Source organism: Pseudenhygromyxa sp. WMMC2535, assembly GCF_011083025.2.
Genome location: NZ_JABJWV010000001.1, coordinates 2199544 through 2221271, shown reverse-complemented (window position 1 = coordinate 2221271; position 21728 = coordinate 2199544). Strand labels below are relative to the sequence as shown.

Sequence of the window (21728 nt, the reverse complement as noted above, 5' to 3'; positions counted from 1 at the left end):
AGAGCGGGCCTTTGGTCCGCTCTTCTCGCGTTCTCGGCCGCGAGCGCAGGATCGAGGGTGTCCTGCCATCACCGCAGTTGTAACCAGTAGCCCTGCTCGGTATCATTCCGCGCCCCTGAAGGTCTTCCGATGCGCCGCCACTTGACCGCAGTCTTCCTCGCCGCCGCCTTCTTGCTCCCCGCTTGCAACCTGACCAGCCAGGCGCGAGTGGACTCGATCAAGGCGATGAACGAGGGCATCCAGCAGCTGAACAAGAACAACATGTCCGGCGCCGAGCGGGCGATGCAGGAGTCCATCAAGAAGGACCCGACCCACGCCGAGGCCTACCTCAACCTGGGCAAGCTCTACCGCAAGCAGCAAAAGTGGGTCGACGCCGAGAAGGCCTTCCGCGGCGCCATCGAGAACATGGGCGAGGGCCAGCGCGGTGACTACTGGTTCGAGCTCGGCGCCGTGCAGGTCGCTCAGGCCGCCGAGCCCGGGACGAGCCGCGCCGAGCAGGAGACCAAGTGGCGCGAGGCGATCACCTCCTTCTCCGAGGCGATCAAGCTCAACCCCAACCTCTACAAGGCCCACTTCCAGATGGGCAAGCTGCACGAGCAGCTCGACGAGCCCGAGCAGGCCGACCAGGCCTACCGCAAGTGCATCGAGCTCAACGGCAACTACAGCCCCTGCTTCGTGTCGTTGGGCAACATGTACATCGACTACGGCTTCTCGAACGTGGCCATGGTCGTGCTCGAGACGGGCACCAAGGTCAACGAGACCGACGCCGACATGTGGAACGGCATGGGCCGCGCCCTGCTGAACCTCAACAAGCCCAAGGAAGCGGTCGACGCCTACAAGAAGGCCAAGCTGATCGACCCCGACAAGCCCGACGTGCTCTTTGGTCTGGGCATGGCCTACGCCGAGATCCCCATGCGCGAAGAGGCCGAGAAGACCCTCAACGAGTTCATGGACAAGGCCGGGAACTCGCCGGAGCACATCAAGAAGGCTGCGCAAGACACGATCATGCGCATGCAGGGCCCGATCTGATCTTCTGATCTTCTGCCCTGAACACCGGGCTCCAAACCAAGTCCAGGAGTGGGTCCAGGGCTGGGTCCGGAGCCTGGCCCGGCGCGCCGGGTCCTCGCGCAGGCAGATGTCGGACCGAGCCGCGTGGGCCGGCCCGCGAGCCCGGGGCTCCGCGAAGGGCTGATCCAATCTACAGCGCCTGGCCGTGAGGCCTCGTCCGTGCGGGCGGTGGCTCCGGCAAAAACGCGTTCTCGGGCCTGCGGGTTCACCGTGAAGGTGGTCTCGTGGCGTCGCCATGGTCGAGTGCGGCCCCGCCTGGAGCCGCTCTCGAGGTGCGCGACTTGGTGCCCGAGCGCGCGTCGTCGAGGTCGCAGAGCGCTCGGCGTGCAGGCGCCGCGTTGAGTGGTTTGGAGCCGACGTGTTATATCGGCGCCCCAGCCAGTGAAAATCCTCTGTGATGCTGGCAGGATAGGGCCCAGATGGAAGTCACCCAGCGGATCAAGGCGCGCCTCAAGCAAGTCCAGGACTGGAACTCTGTCATCGACGAGATCGAGCAAGAGGCCGCCGGCCTCCCGGACGCTTCCCAGCAGTCCCTCGCGCTCTTCGAACTCGCGCGCGCTTGCGAGGTCATGCTCCTCGACAAAGCGCGCGCGATGCAGTGCTACCAAAAAGCGTTCAAGCTCGATCAGAGCAACGTGACCGCTCTCGAGCATGCCCGGTTGATCTACCGGGACATGGCACACCTCGAGATGGTCAACAAGCTGATGAGCCTCGAGCTGCGCATCAACCAAGACCCCGCGCGCGCGCCTCGGCTGAACTACGCCTTTGGTTGTGCGCAGCTCAACTCGGGGCAGATCGACGCGTCCAAGCCTTACCTCGCGGCCGCGGCCAACGAGGAGCCGGACAACACCGTCTATCAGGCGCGCTTCCAGGAGACGCTCTACGATCGCAGCAACTGGAACTTCGGGCTCGACACGACCTTGGATCAGCTGCGCGCGCTGACGGGGGCCGACGATCCGCTGGCGGCCGACGTCGCCAACCGCGGTGAGCAGATCGGTGCGCTCTACATGCGCGCCGCTCGGATCCTCCAGCAAGAGCAGCCCGACGATCCGCGCCTGCTCCCGCTGCTCTTCAAGGCCCTCGACGCCGACCCGGTCAACGACGAGGCGGCCTTCGTGGCCGAGACGACCCTCGCCTCGGGCGGCCACCTTCAGCACATCCAGCAGCTCCAAGATCGCCGCGCCAGCTTGATCGCCGACGAGGCCGATCGCGTGGCGATGCTGACCGAGTTCGGCAACATCTGGCAGGTCCGGCTGCAAAACCCGGACATGGCGGCCTACTTCTACCGCCAGGCCCTCGAGCTCGCCTACGCCTCGGGCACCGCCTTCCCCGGTCAGCTCGCGGCCTATCGCGCCGTCAAGCTCGCGGGCGCGGAGAGTGGTCAGTACGAAGGCGTCGTCGAGCTCGCCGAGCGCGGCATCGCGATCGCCGATGCCGACGACGCCACGGTCCTGGCGCTTCAAGCAGGCGAGCTCGCCTGGCAGACCGAGGACATCGACGCGGCCCGGCGGCTGCTCGGTCGCGCGGCAGCCGACGCGGCTGGCAACCCGTTGATCGAGCAGTTCGAGGGGGCCTTCGGTCCGCTCGAAGCTGGCGACGATCAGGCCGAGGCGGCGGCAGCAGAGGCGGCGGCAGCAGAGGCGGCAGCAGCCGAAGAGGCGGCGGCAGCCGAGGCGGCAGCGGCAGCAGAGGCGGCGGCCGCCGAAGAGGCAGCGGCGGCCGAGGCAGCGGCGGCAGCGGAGGCCGAGGCTGCTGAAGAAGCAGCGGCGGCGGCGGCCGAAGAGGCGGCGGCAGCCGAGGCGGCGGCGGCCGAGGAGGCAGCGGCGGCCGAGGCAGCGGCAGCAGAGGCGGCGGCGGCCGAGGCAGCGGCGGCCGAGGAGGCCGAGGAGGCAGCGGCGGCCGAGGCAGCGGCAGCGGAGGCGGCGGCCGAGCAGGCGGCGGCCGAAGAGGCGGCGGCAGCGGAGGCGGCGGCGGCCGAAGAGGCGGCGGCGGCCGAGGCGGCAGCGGCCGCGGAGGCAGAGGACGACTCTGACGACTCCGACTCCGACTCCGACGCGGACGCGGACGCGGACGCGGACGCGGACGACGACGAGCCGCGGGCAGCGTCCGCAGACGACGGCAGCTACACCGAGGAGGAGCAGGCGCTCATCGACAAGGCCGAGCAAGCGTCCAAGAAGGGCGGCAAGCGGGCCATCGACGCCTGGCGGGCGGCGGTCAGCGCCATGCCCCTCAAGCAGATGCCGCGCGACCGGCTCAAGCAGCTCTACATCGACAACAACAAGTGGAGCAACGTCGCCGATCTCTACAAGGATCACATCAAGCACGTCAGCGACGAGGAGTCGATCCCGCTCTACTGGGAGCTGCTCGACCTCTACCGTGAGCGCCTCAAGCAGCCCGGCCTCGTGGTCACGACTTTGTCGCAGCTCGAGAAGCTCGTCGAGGCGACGGGCGACAACGAGGCGCTGCTCGAGGTCGTCGAGGCCCAGCAAGCGCAGTTCGAACAGATGAAGCGCTGGCCGGATCTGATCAGCCGGATCCGCCGTCGCGCCGAGCTCTACGAGGACCCGGCCAAGAAGACCGAGCTCAACCTCGAGGCTGGCCGCCTCTTCCTCGACAAGTTCAACAACCAGGCCGAGGCGATCAAGAGCTTCGAGGCCGTGATCGAGACCGACGAGTACAACGTCGAGGCCCTCGGCAAGCTCAAGGAGCTCTACTCCCGTCGCCGCGACTGGGAGAAGATGATCATGGTCCAGCAGCGGGAGCTCTCGCTGATCGAGGACCCCGCCGAGCGCCACGAGCAGATGCTCGAGGTCGCGCGCACGGCCGGCAAGAAGATCAAGAAGCCGGCGCTGGCGATCCAGCTGTGGAGCGCCGTGCTCGAGGGGGATCCGACCAACCTCGAGGCCCTCGAGCACCTCGAGAGCATGCAGGAGCGCGAGAAGGACTGGGAGGCCCTGGCCAAGACCCTGTCCACGCTGTGCGAGATCCTCGACGACGACAAGAAGAAGAGCCAGCTGCTCGTCAAGCTCGGCCTGCTCTACGCGGACAAGCTCGACGACAACGCCGCGGCGATCCGCACCTGGGAGACGCTGCACGAGCTCGAGCCCGACAACCGTCGGGCCCAGGACGCGCTCAAGAAGCTCTACCTGGCCGAGGGCGACATGGACTCGCTCGAGAGCTTCTACGCCAAGCAGGACAAGTGGTCCGAGTTCATCCGCGTGCTCGAGCGCGAGGTCGACAACGTCGAGGACCCGGAGCAGGCGACCAAGCTCAACCTCAAGGTCGCCAACCTCTACAAGACCCAGCTCGACAAGCCCGATCGGGCGGTCCGCTCGCTCGAGAAGGCGCTCGCCAAGGACGAGAACAACCTGACCTTGGCCGAGGCCCTGCTCGAGCTCTACGAGGAGGCCGGCGACGAGCGGCACATCTCGACGCCGCTGCAGATCAAGCTCCAGCACAACGAGGACCCCTACGAGCGCCAGCAGCTGCTCGCGCGCCTCGCCGACCTGGCGGAGCGGGTCCACAACGACCAGGCCCAGGCCTTCCAGTACTGGAAGCAGTCCGTCGACGAGGACCACACCCAGGCCGAGTCCGCCGACCACATGCGCCGGCTGGCCGAGGACACCAACCTCTGGGGTGAGCTGGTCGCGTCCTTCGAGCAGGCCTACGCCAAGTACGGCCCCGACGCCGAGAGCCTGCCCCTGCGCCTGACCGTGGCCGAGGTCTACGAGAAGCGCCTCGCCGACCTCGAGAAGGCGCTGACGGTCAACCAGGAGATCCTCGAGATCGATCCCGAGCAGGAGGTCGCGCTGGCCTCGCTCGAGAACCTCTACCTCGCGCTCGGCCGCGAGGAGGACCTGCTCAAGGTCCTGACCACCCAGCTCGAGCTCGCGACCGACGACGACGAGCGCCGGCAGATCCAGACGCGGATCGGCTCGATCCACGAGCAGCTCGGTCACGCCGAGCAAGCCGTCGCGGCCTACAGCGCCGTGCTCGACATGGGCGTCGAGGATCCGGCCGCGCTCGCGGCCCTCGACCGCCTCTACCTCGGGCTCGAGAGCTGGCAGGAGCTCGCCGACATCCTCCGCCGCGAGCTCGCGGTCGTCGAGGAGCAGGGCGAGGAGAGCGAGGCGGGGATGAAGCTCCCCGATCGCGCGACGATCCGCCATCGCCTCGGCGTGATCTTACAAGAGCACCTCGACGACGCCCCCGAGGCGATCGAGCTGTTCCGCGAGGTCCTCGAGTACGACCCCGACCACGAGGACGCGCGCCAGCGCCTCGAGAGCTGGCTCGAGCACGACGAGCTCAAGGTGACCGTCGCGACGATCCTGCGCGAGGTCTACCAGCGCCGCGAGGAGTGGCCGCAGCTGGTCACCGTGCTCGAGATCCTGGCCGCGGCCGAAGAGGTCACCCCGGATCGCGTGGTCTTGCTGCTCAAGATCGGCGAGATCCAGGCGACCGCGCTCGGCGACAGCCGGGCGGCCTTCGACGCCTACGCGCGCGCCTTCAAGGCCGACCCCGAGGACGAGACCGCCCAGGCCTCGCTCGAGCAGATCGCCAGCCTGGACGAGCGCTGGGCCGACTTCGCCGAGCTCTACGAGGGCGCGGTCGCCAAGGACCTGCCCAGCGAGCTGATGAAGCAGCTGCTCCACAAGCTCGCCTCGGTCTACGACACCCAGCTCGGCCAGGCCGAGCAGGCCGTGACCTGCTACCAGCGGGCCGTCGACATCGACCCCGAGAACCGCGAGGCCCTCGACGCGCTCGAGGAGCTGTTCCAGCGCGCCGAGAACTGGGCCCAGCTGCTCGAGGTCTACCGCAGCAAGGTCGAGTTCGAGGACGACCCCGAGCTTCGCCAGGGGCTGCGCTTCAAGATCGCCTATCTCCAGGAGGAGATGCTCCAGCAGCACGCCGAGGCGATCTCGACCTACAACGAGATCCTCGCCGACGACGACACCAACATGAAGGCGATCGTCGCGCTCGATCGCCTCTACCAGGGCCAGGAGAACTGGGCCGACCTCGCCGAGATCCTCGATCGTCAGCTCGCGCTGGCCGGGGATCCCGACGACATGATCCAGCTCAGCTTGCGCCTGGGTGAGGTCCGCCTGAGCAAGCTCGGGCAGGCCGGCCTGGCCGTCGAGATCTACCGCCGGGTGTTCGACTACGACCCGGGCAACGCCGACGCGCTCGCGGCCCTCGAGACCCTGCTCGACGACGAGGAGCAGCAGCTCACCGTCGCCAAGATCCTCGAGAACATCTACCGCTCGAGCAACGAGTGGGCCAAGCTGATCCGCGCCTACGAGATCATGGTCGCGCGCTCGCTCGACCCGACCGAGCGGATCGCCTTGCTCCACCAGATCGCGGAGCTCTACGAGATCGCCGGCGAGCAGCCCGATCAGGCCTTCGAGGCCATGGGCCGCGCGCTCAAGGAGGACCCGGCCAACGAGACCACGCAGCAGCGCCTCGACAACCTGGCCAACCAGATGGGCACCTTCGCCGAGCTCGTCGCGCTCTACGAGTCGGCGATCGAGGACATCGTCGACGACCAGCTGAGCATCCAGATCCTCGACAAGGTCGCGCAGATCTACGAGACGGTGCTCGACGATGCCGCGTCCGCGGCGGCCAGCTACGGCAAGATCCTCGAGATCGACCCGGGCAACTTCGCGGCCATCGACGCGCTGATCGAGGTCCACCGCCGGACCAACAACTTCGAGGCGCTGGTCGCTGCGGTCACCCGCAAGGCCGAGATGGTCGAGGACGCGGAGGACCGCAAGGCCCTGCTGCTCTACGCCGCGGACATCCGCGAGACCATGATGGAGGACGCCGAGGGGGCGATCGAGCTCTACCAGCAGGTCCTCGGCCTCGACGACGCCGACGCCCGGGCCCTCGACGCGCTCGAGAAGCTCTACCTCGGGCTCGAGAACTGGGAGGCCCTGCGCGACGTCTACCAGCGCAAGACCGAGCTGGCCGAGACCGCCGAGGACCGCCGCCAGGCCCTCCACGTCCTCGGTCAGGTCCACGACCGCGAGCTCGGCGACGTCGAGCGTGCGATCGACACCTACCAGGCGATCCTCGACATCGACCCCACGGACTACGACGCGATCCAGGCCCTCGACCGGCTCTACGGTCAGGCCGAGCGCTGGCACGACCAGCTGCAGATCCTCGAGCAGGCCGTGGAGGTCGCCGACCGCCACGAGGAGCAGACCGCCCTGCGTCACCGCATCGGCGCGCTGTGGGAGAACCAGCTCGCCGACCCGGTCCGCGCGGTCGAGTCCTACCGCGAGGTCCTGGCCCACGACCCCAACCACGAGCCGACCATCGAGGCCCTGGGTCGCATCGCCCACGGCGACACCCAGCCGATGATGGCCGCCGAGGTGCTCGAGCCCTTCTACGAGCAGCTCGCCGAGTGGGAGAAGCTGATCGACCTCTACGAGGTCATGGTCGAGCACACCGAGGACCCGCTCGCCAAGATCGAGCGCCTGCACAAGATCGCCGACACCTACGAGCGCCAGCTCCAGGAGTTCGACAAGGCCTTCGACACCTACGCCCGCGCCCTCGCCGTGGACAAGGAGGACGAGACCACCGTCGAGCAGATGACCCGGCTCGCCGAGGTCACCGGCGACTGGGAGAAGTACGCGCGGATCCTCGACGAGCAGTCCGAGGACATCATGGACCCGCTCGTCAAGGCCAAGATGCTCAAGCGCGTGGCCGCGGTCCGCCTCAACCAGCTCTCGGACGTCGAGGCGGCCATCGACCGCTACCGCAAGGTGCTGCTCGAGGACCCCGAGGACCGCGAGGCCATCGAGGCCCTCGACGCGATCTTCAGCCACCTCGAGCGCTGGGGTGACCTCGTCGAGAACCTCCAGCGGCAGATCACGATCACCGAGGACGAGGACAGCTCCATCGCCCTGCAGTACCGCATGGGCCAGACCTACCAGATCAACATGGGCGACCTGCCCAACGCGATCGAGGCCTACCGGGAGATCCTCAACATCCAGCCCGAGCACTCGCCGAGCCAGCAGGCCCTCGAATTCATCTTCTACGAGGGCGAGCATCAGCACGAGATCGCCGAGATCCTCGAGCCGATCTATTTCGCCGCCGAGCGCTGGGAGCCCCTGGTCAAGCTCGGTGAGGCCCGGCTCGAGTCGATCGAGGAGGCCGCCGACCGGTTCACGGTCATCCAAAACGTGGCCGAGATCTGCGAGCGTCGCCTCGGCGACATCGGTCAGGCCTTCTTGTGGTGGCTGCGCGCCTACATCGACGATCCGATGAGCGTGCAGATCACCGAGGAGATCGAGCGCCTCGGCGAGGCCACCCAGGAGTGGGGGGCGATCGTCGACGTCGGGGATCAGATCCTCGAGGACGCGGACTCGGTCTCGCCGGAGGTCCGCCAGCAGGTCCTGGCCCGCAGCGCGCGGATCCTCGACCAGAAGCTCCAGGACTACGGTCGGGCCATCGGCTACTACCGCGCCGTCCTCGAGCTCGACGAGGACAACGTGCCCGCGCTCGCGGCCCTCGATCGCCTCTACACCCAGGCGGCGATGTACGTCGAGCTCGCCGAGATCCTCCAGCGCCGGATCGGCGTCGAGATGGACTCGGAGCTGCTCGTCGAACTTGAGCTGCGCCTCGCGCAGAACTTCGAGGCCTACCTGGGCAACATCGACGAGGCGATCGCCGCGTACACGCGGGTGCTCGACAACGCCCCGGATAACGCGGCGGCGCTCGCGCGCCTCGAGGCGCTCTACCTCAGCCAGCATCGCTGGTCGGATCTCTTCGACAACTACCAGCGCATGGTCGACGTCGCGAACACCGACGACGACATGGCCGGCTGCTACCAGCGCATGGCGAAGATCGCCTCCGACGCCCTCGACCGCGAGTCCGACGCGGTCGACCTGTGGGGTCGCGTGCTCGACCTGCGCGGCGAGGATCCGCTCGGGCTCTTCGAGCTCGCCGGCCTCCACGAGCGGGCCGAGCGTTGGGAGGAGCTCGTCGAGATCCTCGAGCGCCTGACCTACGTGCTCGAGGAGCCCGCCGCCCGCGTCGAGGCCTACCAGCGCCTCGGCCGGACCTACGGCGAGAAGCTCGAGCGTGATCTCAACGCCCTCGAGGCGTGGACCAACGCCCTCGAGATCGACCCCGAGAACCTCGAGACCCTCGAGACCCTCAAGCGGCTCTACGAGGACAGCCAGGCCTGGGTCGAGCTGATCGACATCCTCTCGCGGATGGTCCAGCTGCCCGCGGGCGTGCTCGCCCACGAGCGCCTGCGCGACCTGTGGGCCCAGATCGGCCAGATCCAGGGCGAGTACCTGATGGCCACCGACGACGCGATCGCGGCCTGGCTGCAGGTCCTCGCCATCGTCCCCGGTGACATGGAGGCCCTCGCCGCGCTCGAGGAGCTCTACACCACCGAGGGTCGCTGGCAGGAGGCGATCCAGATCCTCGAGCGCAAGGCCGGGGTCATCGAGGACGAGGAGAGCAAGATCGACGTGCTCATGCAGGTCGCGTCGATCTACGAGGAGCAGCTCGAGAACAAGATGCAGGCCAGCGGGGCCTACCTCGAGATCCTCGACCTGCGCCCCGGTCACCCGCCGGCGGCCGACGCCCTCGACGCGATCTACCGCGAGACGGAGCAGTGGGACGCGCTCACCGAGCTGCTGATCACCCGCGCCGAGGTCGCTGAAGACGACGCCGTCGAGGAGAAGGTCTCCTTCCTCCAGCAGGCCGCCAGGGTCTACGAGGAGCAGCTCGGCGACCTCGACACGGCCTTCGCCATCCTCCAGGCGGCGTTCAACGTCGACTACTCGAACGAGGACACCTCGCGCGAGCTCGAGCGGATCGCGACCGCCGCCAACAAGTGGGGCGAGCTGCTCAACGAGTACAACGCGATCGTCAACGAGATCGAGGACCCGCTCGAGCGCTGCGAGCTGTGGGTCAAGATCGGCCGCTGGTACGGCGAGCACCTCGACCGCCCCGACTACGGGATCCAGTCGCTGCACAAGGCCCTCGAGCTCAACCCCGAGAGCGTCAACGCGCTGCGCGAGCTGTCGAACTTCTACCGCCGCGCCGGCCAGTCCGCCGAGCTCGCCGAGACCCTGGCGAGGATCGTCCCGCTCGAGCCCGAGCCCGAGGTCCAGGCGGCCACGCTGCTCGACCTGGCGCAGGTCCAGGAGGTCGGCCTCGGTGATCTCCCGGCCGCGATCGAGAGCTACCGCCGCGTGCTCGAGATCGACAGCGAGAGCACCGTCGCCCTCGACTCGCTCGCGCGCCTGCACGAGACCCAGGGCGAGTGGAACGAGCTCGTCGCGGTCCTCGACCGCCGCGCGCAGATCATGGACGACCCGGACGAGATCCTGGTCATCCGCAAGCGCATCGGCATGGTCCAGGAGGTCAGCTTGATGGACGCCGCGGCGGCCATCGAGACCTTCAAGGACATCACCGCGAGCGAGCCCACGGACCGCGACGCGCTCCAGGCCCTCGAGCGGCTGTACATGAGCCAGGGCAACATCGAGGACTACCTCGAGACCCTGGAGGCGGAGCTCGACGCGACCGCCGACGTCGAAGAGCAGATCCAGATCTACGACAAGATGGCCACGGCCCTCGTCGAGCACGCGGACGACAAGGAGCGGGCGACCGAGACCCTCGAGAAGATCCTCGAGCTCGACTACACCCGCGACGAGACCTACCGCCGCCTCGAGGAGCTCTACTACGGGCTCGAGAAGTGGACCGAGCTGGTCGAGACCTACCGCAACCACGTCGAGGCCATCGGCGACGTGGACATGAAGATCGCCCTGCTCCTGGCCATGGGCGAGTGCTTCGAGAAGCAGATCCAGGACGTCGATCGCGCGATCGACTGCTACCGGGAGATCCTCGAGCTCGACCCCAACCACTTCGAGGCCGCCAACACCCTCAGCCGCCTCCAGGAGGCGATCGAGGACTGGCCGTCGGCGGTCGAGACCATGGATCGCCTGGTCCAGCTCAACCAGGATCCGCAGGCTCGCCTCGAGCTGCTGACCCGCATGGGCCGGGTCTACTTCCAGAAGCTCGAGGACCAGGCCGAGTCCGAGCGCCGGCTCAACGACGCGCTGACCATCGACCCCGGCCACGTGCCGGCGCTGGTCATCCTCGCCGAGCTCTACAAGGCGCGCATGGACTGGCTCAAGGCCGCGCGCACGCTGCAGTCGGCCTCGGACTACGCGACCAACAACTTCGAGAAGACCAACCTCGCCGCCGAGGCCGGGTTCATCTTCCTCGAGGAGCTCGAGGACGAGGGCGCGGCCACGAAGATGTTCGCGACCGCGATCAGCATCGACCCCGAGCACGTCAAGGTCGGCAAGGTGCTCTCGCGCGTCTACTACGCGGCCGAGCGCTTCGACGAGGCCGACCCGATCTTCGACATGCTGGCCCGCAAGTCGGACCAGCTCGAGCTCGACGACGAGGAGCTGCGCGAGCTCTACCTGCGCGCCGCTCGGGTCGCGCGCAAGCTCGGTCAGGGCGAGAAGGCGCTCAAGCGCTACAAGTCGGCCTACGACATCGACTCGACCAACCACGAGGTGCTGACCGGCATGGCCGACCTGCTCTTCGAGCAGGAGAACTGGGACCGGGCCTTCAAGCTCTACCAGACCATCTTGGTCCAGCACCGCGACAGCCAGAGCGACGACGACACCGTGCTCGTCTACTACCGGCTGGGTACGATCAAGCGTCGGCAAAACGAGCCCCGCAAGGCGCTCAACTACATGGAGAAGGCCCTCGAGGTTCAGCCCTTCAACCGGAAGGTGCTCGAGGCGGTCATCGAGCTGCAGTCGGCGGCGAATGACTGGGAGGGCGTGATCCAGGCCAAGCGGGCCCTGGTCGACGTCGTCGAGAGCGACGAGGAGCGCTTCGAGCTCTACAAGGAGATCGGCGAGCTCTACACCGAGAAGCTCGACAACCGCAGCAAGGCGGCCGAGTCCTTCAACTCTGCCCTCGACCTGCGGCCGACGGACTTCCCGATGCTGCACACCCTGCTGGCGCTCTACCAGGAGACCAAGCAGTGGGACGATCTGATCAGCATCATCGATCGCATCGTCGAGATCGAGACCGAGGGGCTGCGTCGCAGCCGCTACAACTACACGGCAGCGGTCGTGCTCCGCGACAACCTCAAGGCCCAGGACGAGGCGATCGATCGCTTCAACACGGTCCTCGACGACGACCCGACCTACCTCAAGGCCTTCCAGGCCATCGACGCCTTGGTGACCAAGACCAAGGACTGGAAGACCCTCGAGCGCTCCTATCGCAAGATGATCAAGCGCCTGCCCGCCGATGGGGAGGACGAGCTCAAGCTCGCGCTGTGGAGCAATCTCGGCGAGATCTACCGGACCCGGCTGAGCAACTTCCAGTCGGCCGCCGAGGTGTTCACGATCGTCGCCAACCAGTACGACCCGAACAACCCCAAGTGGCAGATCATCCTCGCGGAGATCTACGAGCGCCTGCTCGATCAAAACCCGACCGAGTTCGCGCCCAAGGCCGTGGCCGCGCACCAGGCCCTGATCGCCCAGGAGCCCTACCGGATCGAGAGCTACCACGCGCTCTACAACATCTATCGGGCCAGCAATCAGCTCGATAAGGCGTGGTGCCTGGCGCAGGCGCTGGTCTTCCTCAAGAAGGCCAACGACGAGCAGCAGGCGCTCTACGAGGAGCACCGCCAGGAGGGCTTCGTGCGGGCGCGCCAGCGCCTGAGCGAGACCACGATGCGCAAGCACGTGTTCCACCCGGATCAAGACGCGTTCTTGACCGGCATCCTCGGCCTCGTCGCCCAGCCGCTCGCGGCCTGGCGGGCCAAGGAGCTGCCGCCCACCATCAAGGCGGACAGCCGCACCGACATCACCCTCGATCCCTCGCCCTTCGCCCAGGTGGCCAAGTACGTCAAGGACGTGCTCAACGTCAGCGCGCCCGACGTCTACCTGCGCCCCAACGAGCCCGGCGACATCACGGTGATCAACGTCAAGCGCGACGGCTCCGTGCACCCCTCGATGGTCGTGTACTCGAACATCCTGCGCGGCAAGAAGGAGCACCACCTCGTGTTCGCCCTCGGCAAGCACATGATGGAGCTCTACCCGCCGCACTACGCCTACGTGACCATCGACCGCTCGCCCCAGAGCCTCAAGCAGGTGTTCATGGCCTGCATGCGGATCTGCGGCATGCCGGTCCAGGGCGACACCGCCGCCCTCGACTCCATCGCCCGCGAGATCAAGGGGCGGATGAGCGCCGGCCACGTCGACCAGCTCGGCAGCCTGATGAAGAAGTTCATCCAGGCCGGCGGCTCGACCGACGTCAAGCGCTGGGCCGCGGCCGTCGAGCTGACCGGCTACCGCGTCGGCTTGCTGATGTGCGGCGATCTGCAGACCGCCGCGCTGATGGTCTCGCAGGAGCAGAGCCTGCTCGGGTCGACGATGACGCCGAAGGACAAGATCAAGGAGCTGGTGCTCTACTCGATCTCCGAGGACTACTTCGACGCGCGTCGGGGCATCGGCATCCAGGTCGGGTGACCGAGCGAGGCCTCGCCTCGCCACCAACAAACAAAGCAGGGACCTTCGCGGGTCCCTTCTTTGTTGGTTGCAGGCGGGGTCTCGGCGTCAGTCCGCGCTGGCCTGGGCCGTGGCGAGGCGCTCGGGCTCGAGCTCGGCGGTCGAGAGCATGGCCTCGAAGGCGCGGATCTTGGGCCCGTCGAGGGCGAAGAGCTCGGCGAGGAAGCGCGGCGACAGGGGCTGGTAGTAGGCGCGGACCTCGACGCTGTAGGGGCCGGCGGCGGCCGGGGCGTCGAAGACGTAGCTGAGGCTGTCGCCGCCGGCGACGAAGTCGAGGTCCGCGGCGACGCCGACGGGGGCGATCTCGGCGTCGGCGAGCTGCGCGTCCCAGCCGGCGGGGAGCAGGCGATCGTCCTTGTAGTAGGTCGCGCCGCGCAGCAGGCGGTAGGTGGGCGCGCCCTGGTCGTCGGCCATGATCGCCTCCCAGATCTGGGCCTGGTCCGCCGCCGAGATCTCGGCGTAGTGGGGCGCCGTGGGCCCGCCGGCGAGCTCGCTGGGCAGGACCTCGCCCTCGCCGTCGAGCAGGCGGCCGCGCTCGTCGAAGGCGCCCGAGCCGAACACGAGCTTGTCGTTGGCGTCGCGGACCTCGATCCACGCGAACACCCGCCGGCTGGGGAAGCTCGTCGGGAGCTTGTGGCCGGCGAGGTTGGTCAAGGTGATCGGCACGCGTAGCTGCTCGCCCTCGCGGGTGATCGTGCCCAGGTCGAGCTGGGCGGTGGCGCCCTGGAGCTGGTCGCGGGTCGCGGCGATGGTCGCGTCGAAGGCCGCGCTGGGGGCGTCGGGGTTGAGGACCTCGGCGTAGTCGCGCAGCAGGCCGAGGACCAAGGTGTTGCCGCCCACGAAGACGTGGCGCCCGTAGGGGCTGCGCGGGAACACGTTGTTGGGGAAGTCGTCGCCCGGTGGGCGGTGGGCGATGGCGGTGGTCGTCTGCACGCCGCCCTCGGAGCGCTTGGGCGCGTGGCAGTCCTGGCAGCTTGCCGCCGCCGGCCCGGGCTCGCCGAGCTCGGTCGAGTAGGCGGAGTTGCGCCACTCGAGGTAGGGCGCCTGCTCGGCCAGGGTCGAGCCCGTGGCCTGGCCGGCGGCGTCGAGGGCCTCGGTGTGCAGGGTGTGGCAGGTCGCGCAGGTCGCCGACTCGAGCATGTGCGGGCTCTCGACGGGGCTCATGTCGACGTGGTTGAGCATCGGCATCGGGAAGGGGTCGGCGTGCGGCCCGTAGATCCGCCCCTCGCCCGCCACGGTCCACCCGCCGGAGAAGGACGTCGGGGCGCCGAGCTGCTCGTCCTCGATCTGGTGACAGAGCGTGCACGAGACCCCGTCGCGGCCGAGGGCGCCGTGGTCGGTGTCTTCGCCGAGGGCAGCGATGCTCGGCGCGCTGGCGCCCGTGAGCTCGAGCTCGGCCGAGAGCAGGGGCGCGTGGCAGCGCATGCACTTGGCCTCGATGGCCGCGGCCGCGGATGGGGTCGAGAGGACCTCGCCCTCGACCATGGCGTGCCAGAAGGGGTCGCGGCCGGCGTTGGCCATCATCGTCCCGCGCCACAGGTTGTGCGGGGCGATCGCCCGGTCGAGCTCGTCGCGCATGGCCTGGGCCTGGTCGCTGTTTGCGTGGCAGTCCTCGCAGGTGTGGGCCGTGGCGACGCGGCCGGTGTGGACCTCGTGGCCGGGAGGGAGCGCGAGGGCCGAGAGCGCCCCGGCGTCGCCGGTGTCCTCGGCCTCGCTCGAGTCGGGCGAGTCGCCCGAGTCTCCAGCTTCTCCAGCTTCTCCAGCTTCTCCAGCTTCTCTGGAGGACGAGGACTCGCCGCCGCCCGAGCTGCCTTCGCCGCCGACCTCGTCGTCGCCGCTCGGGGTCCCATCGTGGGCGCATCCGAGCACGAAGAGCGCGAGGGAGAGTGTCGACGAGCGAGGGAGGGCGAGGCGCGAGTTCATGGCCCCCGAATAAGCACAGATCGTACCGAGCCACACTGTGACAAATGGCGCCTCGGATGCGCCGCCGCGGGCCCGATCTTGCTCTACGTCTGTCCCTGGGCGCCGCCCTGCGTCCTTTCCTGAAACGCGGCGTTGAAACCCGCCTCGTCCAGCCTGCGACAGAGCGTCGCTATTGGGGCTCTTGCGTGGTCCGGAAGGGCGCGGTGTGGTGGCGGCGAGGGGCCGCGTCGCCGGCCGGGGTCTCGCGCATGCCGGTGACGTTCCAGATCTGGATCGGCTCGCTCTTGCCCTTGACCTGAACGGGGCGGCGCTGCTCGGCGATGATGTAGTCGGAGGCGTGGCCCATGGTCGTGGGCGAGATGATGATCTCGCCGGCCTTGGCCACGCTGCACAGCCGAGAGGACACGTTCACGGCGTCGCCGATGACCGTGTACTGGAGGGTCTGCGAGGAGCCGATGGCGCCGGCGATCACCGGGCCGGTGTTGAGGCCGATGCCGATCTGCACGGGCTCCTGGCCGGCGTTGGCCCGGGTGTGGTTGAACTCCTCGAGCGCCTTGAGCATGTCGAGGGCGCAGCGAACGGCGCGGATCGGGGCGTCGGGCTGCACCACGGGGGCGCCGAACAGGCCGATGATCTCGTCGCCGACGTACTTGTCGAGGGTGCCGCCGTGCTTGAAGAGCACGTCGACCATGAACTCGAAGTAGGCGTTGAGGGTCTCGACCATCTCTTCGGGCGTGTGCCGCTCGGACATCGAGGTGAAGCCCCGGATGTCGGCGAAGAGCATGGTGACCTCGCGCCGGGCTCCGGCCTGGTCGAGGGTCAGGGCGCCGGACACGATCTCTTCGACGAGGTTGGGCGAGAGCAGGCGCTGGAACTCGGCCCGGGTCGCCGCCTCGTGCTCGATCTTCTTGGCCAGGCGGTGGTTTTGGATGGCCACGGCGGCCTGGGTGGCGATGCCCGAGAAGAGCAGCAGGTCCTTGTCCTGGAAGGCGCCGGTGGCCAGCATCGAGTCGACGTGGAAGGCGCCCACGAGCTGGTCGCCGACGAGCAAGGGCACGCACATGGTCGAGCGGATGCCCTGCATGATGATGCTCTTGGCAGCCTTGAAGCGCTCGTCGACCATGGCGTCCGAGGACAGCACGGCGGCCTTGTTGCGCTTGACCTCCTCGAGGATGGTGTTGCTCAGCTGGATCTGCTCGTCGGGCCGCTTTTGGCGGACGTAGGCGGGGGTCAGCGCGTCCGAGTCGTTGTCGTAGAGCAGGATCACGGCCCGGTCGGCGCGGATGATCTGGAAGGTCTCGTCGACGATCTGCTGGAGGAGCTTGTCGAGGTCCGTGTCGAGGGCGAGCTTTTGGGACAGCTCGTGGGCGACGCGGAGCTTCTCGTAGTCGGCCTTGAGCGTGGCGATGTCCTGGATGTCCGCGACGGGCAAGAAGCGCTTGCCGGCGTCGATGCGGTTGCGGACCTCGCTTTGGACCTGGCCCGGCATCATGGTCACGCGGGCGTTTTGCGCGGCCTGCTGGGTCTGGTGCTGGGGGTTGGACTCGACGAAGCGGAAGGTGGTGTTGCCGAGCTGGAGCTGGTCACCGTCGTTGAGCGCGCCCTCGCCGACGCGCTCGCCGTTGACCATGGTCCCGTTGAGGCTGCCCGCGTCGCGGATCATCCACCGGCCGTTGGGCCCCAAGGTGATCCGGGCGTGCTCCTTGGACACGATCCGGTCGAGCACCTGGATCGTATTGTCGGGGTGGCGACCGAGGGTGTTGAAGGCGGTCAGGGGATACTCGATCTGAGTCTCCCCGAGCAGGATGAGTTTGGCGGACATCGCCCAGTCGGTCTCGTCGTCGGTGTAGCCGGCTCGAAGCGCGATCCTAGGCTAGCTGTACCGCTCGATCAACTGGAGCGAGAGGGATGCCGCAAAGCGCGCATCAGGCCGGCCTCTTCGGAGGTGCAGGTCAGCCGCTGGCGGGCTTGTTTCGCACGTTGATGTCGACCTCGGTGCCCCCACCCTGCTCGCTCTCGTCGAGGTTCGCGCCGCCCTCCGGGGGGAGCTTGAGCACCTGGGTCGAGCAGGTCCACGCCGCGCCGCGCCCGGAGCGGGAGCAGGTCATCTCGATCTCGTAGACCCGTTCGAAGGGCTCCATGAAGGCGAGCTCGATCCACGCGGAGTAGAGCACGCCGAAGCGCGCCTGGTTGTCGTCGTCGACCTCGATCCAGTACTCGGCGTTGGGATCGTCGACGCCGACGAGCTGGAGCTCGCTGATCATCTTGTTGCGCAGGCGCTTGAGCTGGTCGGGGTTGGCCATCATGTACCCGGACTGCCCGGTGAAGTCCGAGGAGGTCTCGTCGATGACGCGCACGGCCTCGGACTTGCAGATGACCACGGGGATGAACACGTAGACGAGGTAGGCGCCCAACACGAGCCCGAGCAACAGCGCCACGACGACGATGTTGAACTTGCGGGGCTTTTTATAGCTGACGAAGTCGTTCACGGACCTGCCCGGACGCAAGTATACGCCCAAGGTCCAGGCGGGCGGCGAGGAAAGCCGGCGCATGTCCGCCCGTTCAGCAGCGCGCGCGGGCAGGGGGCCGAAACACCCGAGCAGGGTCGGCGGGCGGCGCTGTGAGAACCTGGTATCTTGCGGGGACTCGGCGGCGAGGAATGCCGCTATCATCTCGGTCCGCGTGTACCACTTGCCCGCATACCTCGCGCTCGAGCGCTGGGTACTCGCCCGAACGGTGGTGGTCGTCCAGCCCAGCGGGCCGGAGGGGCCGCGCCGACTGCTGAGCGCTGGCGCGCGCCAGGTGCTGGTCATCGGCGCGGACTTTCCCTCGGAGCCTGGCATGCAGGTGCGCCCAGCCACGGGCGCACGCCTGCCGCTGCGCGACGCGAGCGTGGACTTGGTGGTCTGCGTCGAGGCCTTTGGCTCGCTGCGTTCGACGGACCGCCGCGAGCTGCTCCGCGAGGGCCACCGAGTGCTGCGCGGCGAGGGGCTGTTCTGCGCGTGGATCGAGCAGCGCGAGGTCGAGGCCTTTGGTCGGACCCTGGCCGGCTCGTCGCAGCTCGACTTTTGGGGCCTCGAGGATCAGATGGCCGCGATCTTCTCGCGCGTCGACATGCTCGCGCAGATGCCCTGGCAGGGCTTCTCGCTCGCGCCGATCGTCGACGATGACGCCGTGGCGGGCGCGGGCGCGGGCGAAGAGCCGATGCTCGCCCTGCGCGAGGAGCTGCTCGAGGAGCCGCCGGAGGCCTCGCACTACCTGGCGGTGGCCAGCAAGTCGCGCACGCCCACGGGCCTGGCCCGGGAGTGCCTGCTGATCCCCCTGCCGCGCAGCGAGGTGTTCGGCTTCGATCCCCAGGCCGAGCGCGACAGCGCCGAGATCGAGGAGCTCCGCGACGAGCTCGACCGTCTGCGCGAGGAGCTGAGCCTGCGCGCGGCCAAGGTCGCGGCGGCCCACGGGCGCGTGCGCGAGCTCGAGGGTCAGCTCGAGAGCCTGCGCGCGCGCAGCAGCGAGGTCGAGGCGGCCGAGGTCGATCGCCTGCGCGACGGGCTGACCGAGGCCGAGACCCAGCTCAGCATCCTGCGCGCCCGCGAGCAGGAGCAGGGCTCGCAGCTCGCCAGGGTCGAGGACGAGCGCCAGGAGCTGCTCGCCGAGCTCCAGGCCGCGCGCGCCGAGCAGAGCGAGCGCGGGCGCAGCGTCGACGAAATCGAGGCCGAGCTGCGCGCCGCCCTCGAGCAGGCCAAGATCCGGGCGCGCGCGGCCGAGGACCAGATCCGCGGCCTCGAGGAGCGCCTGCGCAGCCAGGAGACGGATCTTCAGATCCTGACGCGGACCTCGAGCGAGCAGGACAAGGCGGTCGAGCGGCTCACGACGCAGCTCGAGAGCGAGCGCGCGGCCCTCGAGCAGGCCCGCGAGGACGAGCGAGGGCTGCGCGAGCGCATCGAGGCCCTCGACGGCGAGCGCCAGGAGCTGCGCCGGCAAAACGAGGTCTACGTCGCCGAGCGCGAGGGCGCGCGCAAGCTCGCCCAGCGCATGGAGGCCGAGCTCGAGGTCGCGAGCCGCCGCAGTCAGGCGCAAGACCACGCGCTCTCGGCCAAGATCGAGGAGGCCTCGCGCCTCGCCGGCGAGCTCCAGGCCATGCGCAAGCGCCTCGAGGAGGCCGAGCGCAGCTTGGCCCAGACGCGCACGCGGGCCGAGGAGCTCACGGCCACGGCCGCCCAGGGGGCCGAGCAGGGCCGCATGCTCGCCGACGTGGCCGTCGACCGCGACCGCCTGCGCGAGGAGCTCAGCCAGCGCACGCGCCAGTCGGAGGAGCTCGAGGCCAAGCTGTGGGAGACCCGCGAGGCCCTACAAAAGGAGCGCCTCGAGGGCGTGCGCGTGGCCAGCGAGGTCGAGCGCCTGCGCGAGCAGGTCGAGCGCGCCCGGGCCGAGGAGCAGCGCCGCGCGGGCGAGGTCCAGTCGCTCAGCCGAGAGCTGCGCGAGCTCGAGGTCTCGGGGGCGCAGAGCAAGGCGCTGCTCGAGGCGCGCGGCGAGCAGATCGCCCGACTCGAAAAGGAGGCCGCGGCCCTCGCCGGCCAGTCCGCCGACGTCGACTCTCTGCGCGCCGAGCTGCGCGAGCGCAACCACAGCATCGCGTCCTCGTCGGAGCAGCTCGCGGCCCTCGAGGCGCGCGAGCAGCAGGCCACGGCCGCCGCCGAGCAGCATGCCGCGAAGCTCGAGCAGGCCAGCGCGCGCATCGACGAGCTCGAGGGGGAGCTCGAGCTCCAGCAAGACGGCTCGGCGCAGCTGCGCGACGAGCTCGAGGTCCGCCAGGTCGAGGTCGAGCAGCTCGGCGCGACGGTCGAGAGCCTCCAGGCTCAGCTCGAGGAGGCCCGCGAGCGCGCCAAGCTGCGCGCCGGCGAGAAGCAGGCGATCCAAGGTCAGCTCGAGGAGGCCGCGGCCCTGCGCGACAGCCTGCGCCGGCAGCTGCGCGAGCGCGAGCAGCAGGTCGAGCGGCTCAGCAGCGATCAGGACAGCTCGAGCGAGCTCTCGGCCCTGCGCCGGGACCTCGAGGCCGAGACCGAGCGCGCGTCTGCGGGCGGCGAGGGGGCGGGCGAGGGGACGGGCAAGGGCCCCAGCAAGGACGAGATCGACGCCTGGCCGAGCTCCGCCCGCGCCGAGCTCGAGCGCCTGCGCGCGGCCCTGGCCCAGTCGACCCGCGAGCACGTCCGCGAGCTCTCGGCCCTGCGCGCCAGCGTTGGCGGCGGCAGCGAGAGCGAGCGGGTCGAGCGGCTGCGCCTCGAGCTGCAGGTGCGGACCACCGAGCAGGAGTACATGCTCGCGCGCCTCGACGGCGCCGAGCAGAAGATCTGGGAGATGACCGACGCCTCGGACCGCAACGCGGCCCGCTTCGCGGCGTCCTTGGCCCAGCTCGAGAAGCACAAGGAGACCGTCGACTCGCTCCTCGACGAGCTCGAGGTCACCCGCAACCTGCTCGCCGCCGAGCAGGCCCGGGCCCTCGAGCAGGAGCGGCTGCTGGCCAGCGAGCGGGCGAAGCTCGCCCGGGCGGGCATCGGCATCGAGGGCTTCCCCGCGGCCCGGCCCGACGACGAGGATCCCTTCGCCGACTTCGCCGGCTCGCTGATGGACCTCGACGGCGACAAGAAGAGCGCCAAGAAGCCGAGCGTGGCCGCGGGGCTCAAGCCGCGCCCGGCGGGGGGTCCACTCGCGCCGCCCGGGGCGAAGGCGAAGGGCGAGGGCGAGGAGGGGCCCACTGCCCAGGAGCTGGATCATGCCCTCGCGAGCTTGACCGACGACGACGATGAGGGGGTCAGCTTCGCCGACCTCAACCTCGACGAGTCGGGCCCGGCGCCCGCGGCCAAGGCCGCGCGCGAGGCCTCCGGGGAGCGGGCGAAGCAGGTCGACGCGGGGGACGAGGCCGGGGCGGGCGAGGCCGCGGCCAAGCAGGAGGGCGAGAGCGAGGCGCAGGCGCAGGCGAGGGAGGACGACGCTCCCGTGGCGCGCGGGCGCGGGCGCTCATCTTCTTCGGTGCAGGCCGCGAGCGGGCGTCCACGCTCGGGCTCGGGTCCCCAGGCCCGGCCGCGGGAGGACAGCCGGCCCGTGGTCACGCAAAATCAGGTCGGGCGCGCGCGGATGACCGTCGAGGCCGTGGACGACGACGAGTGGCCCGAGGACTGA

The 21728-nt window shown here is 69.1% G+C and carries 6 protein-coding genes; 3 read left to right on the top strand and 3 right to left on the bottom strand.

Annotated features, from left to right (window positions below):
* The first annotated feature begins 129 nt into the window (after positions 1 to 129).
* Both G6O69_RS08330 and G6O69_RS08325 read left to right on the top strand, forming a co-directional pair.
* Positions 130 to 1029: a tetratricopeptide repeat protein gene (locus tag G6O69_RS08330; protein WP_172302991.1), complete on the top strand. Its 900-nt coding sequence runs from the start codon at positions 130 to 132 to the stop codon at positions 1027 to 1029.
* A gap of 458 nt (positions 1030 to 1487) precedes the next feature.
* Positions 1488 to 13589: a tetratricopeptide repeat protein gene (locus tag G6O69_RS08325; protein ID WP_172302990.1), complete on the top strand. Its 12102-nt coding sequence runs from the start codon at positions 1488 to 1490 to the stop codon at positions 13587 to 13589.
* A gap of 87 nt (positions 13590 to 13676) precedes the next feature.
* On the opposite strand, the gene G6O69_RS08320 is transcribed toward G6O69_RS08325, so the two are convergent.
* The 3 genes from G6O69_RS08320 to G6O69_RS08310 form a co-directional block, all read right to left on the bottom strand.
* Entirely contained in the window at positions 13677 to 15551 is a 1875-nt protein-coding gene (locus G6O69_RS08320) for a hypothetical protein (protein WP_172302989.1), read from the bottom strand.
* 169 nt (positions 15552 to 15720) lie between these two features.
* Positions 15721 to 17373 carry an adenylate/guanylate cyclase domain-containing protein gene (locus tag G6O69_RS08315; protein ID WP_172302988.1) on the bottom strand — a complete coding sequence of 551 codons (1653 nt, stop codon included), beginning with the start codon at positions 17371 to 17373 and terminating at the stop codon, positions 15721 to 15723.
* A 130-nt stretch (positions 17374 to 17503) separates the two neighbouring features.
* Positions 17504 to 18103 carry a hypothetical protein gene (locus G6O69_RS08310; RefSeq protein ID WP_176396714.1) on the bottom strand — a complete coding sequence of 200 codons (600 nt, stop codon included), beginning with the start codon at positions 18101 to 18103 and terminating at the stop codon, positions 17504 to 17506.
* A gap of 130 nt (positions 18104 to 18233) precedes the next feature.
* Between G6O69_RS08310 and G6O69_RS08305 the strand changes: the two genes are divergently transcribed.
* Entirely contained in the window at positions 18234 to 21728 is a 3495-nt protein-coding gene (locus tag G6O69_RS08305) for a methyltransferase domain-containing protein (protein WP_172302986.1), read from the top strand.

What these genes read in the sequence shown, in the direction of transcription:
- G6O69_RS08315 (WP_172302988.1), bottom strand. Translation starts at nt 17,373, where the DNA reads ATGTCCGCCAAACTCATCCTGCTCGGGGAGACTCAGATCGAGTATCCC.
- G6O69_RS08310 (WP_176396714.1), bottom strand. Translation starts at nt 18,103, where the DNA reads ATGCGCCGGCTTTCCTCGCCGCCCGCCTGGACCTTGGGCGTATACTTG.
- G6O69_RS08330 (WP_172302991.1), top strand. Translation starts at nt 130, where the DNA reads ATGCGCCGCCACTTGACCGCAGTCTTCCTCGCCGCCGCCTTCTTGCTC.
- G6O69_RS08325 (WP_172302990.1), top strand. Translation starts at nt 1,488, where the DNA reads ATGGAAGTCACCCAGCGGATCAAGGCGCGCCTCAAGCAAGTCCAGGAC.
- G6O69_RS08320 (WP_172302989.1), bottom strand. Translation starts at nt 15,551, where the DNA reads ATGAACTCGCGCCTCGCCCTCCCTCGCTCGTCGACACTCTCCCTCGCG.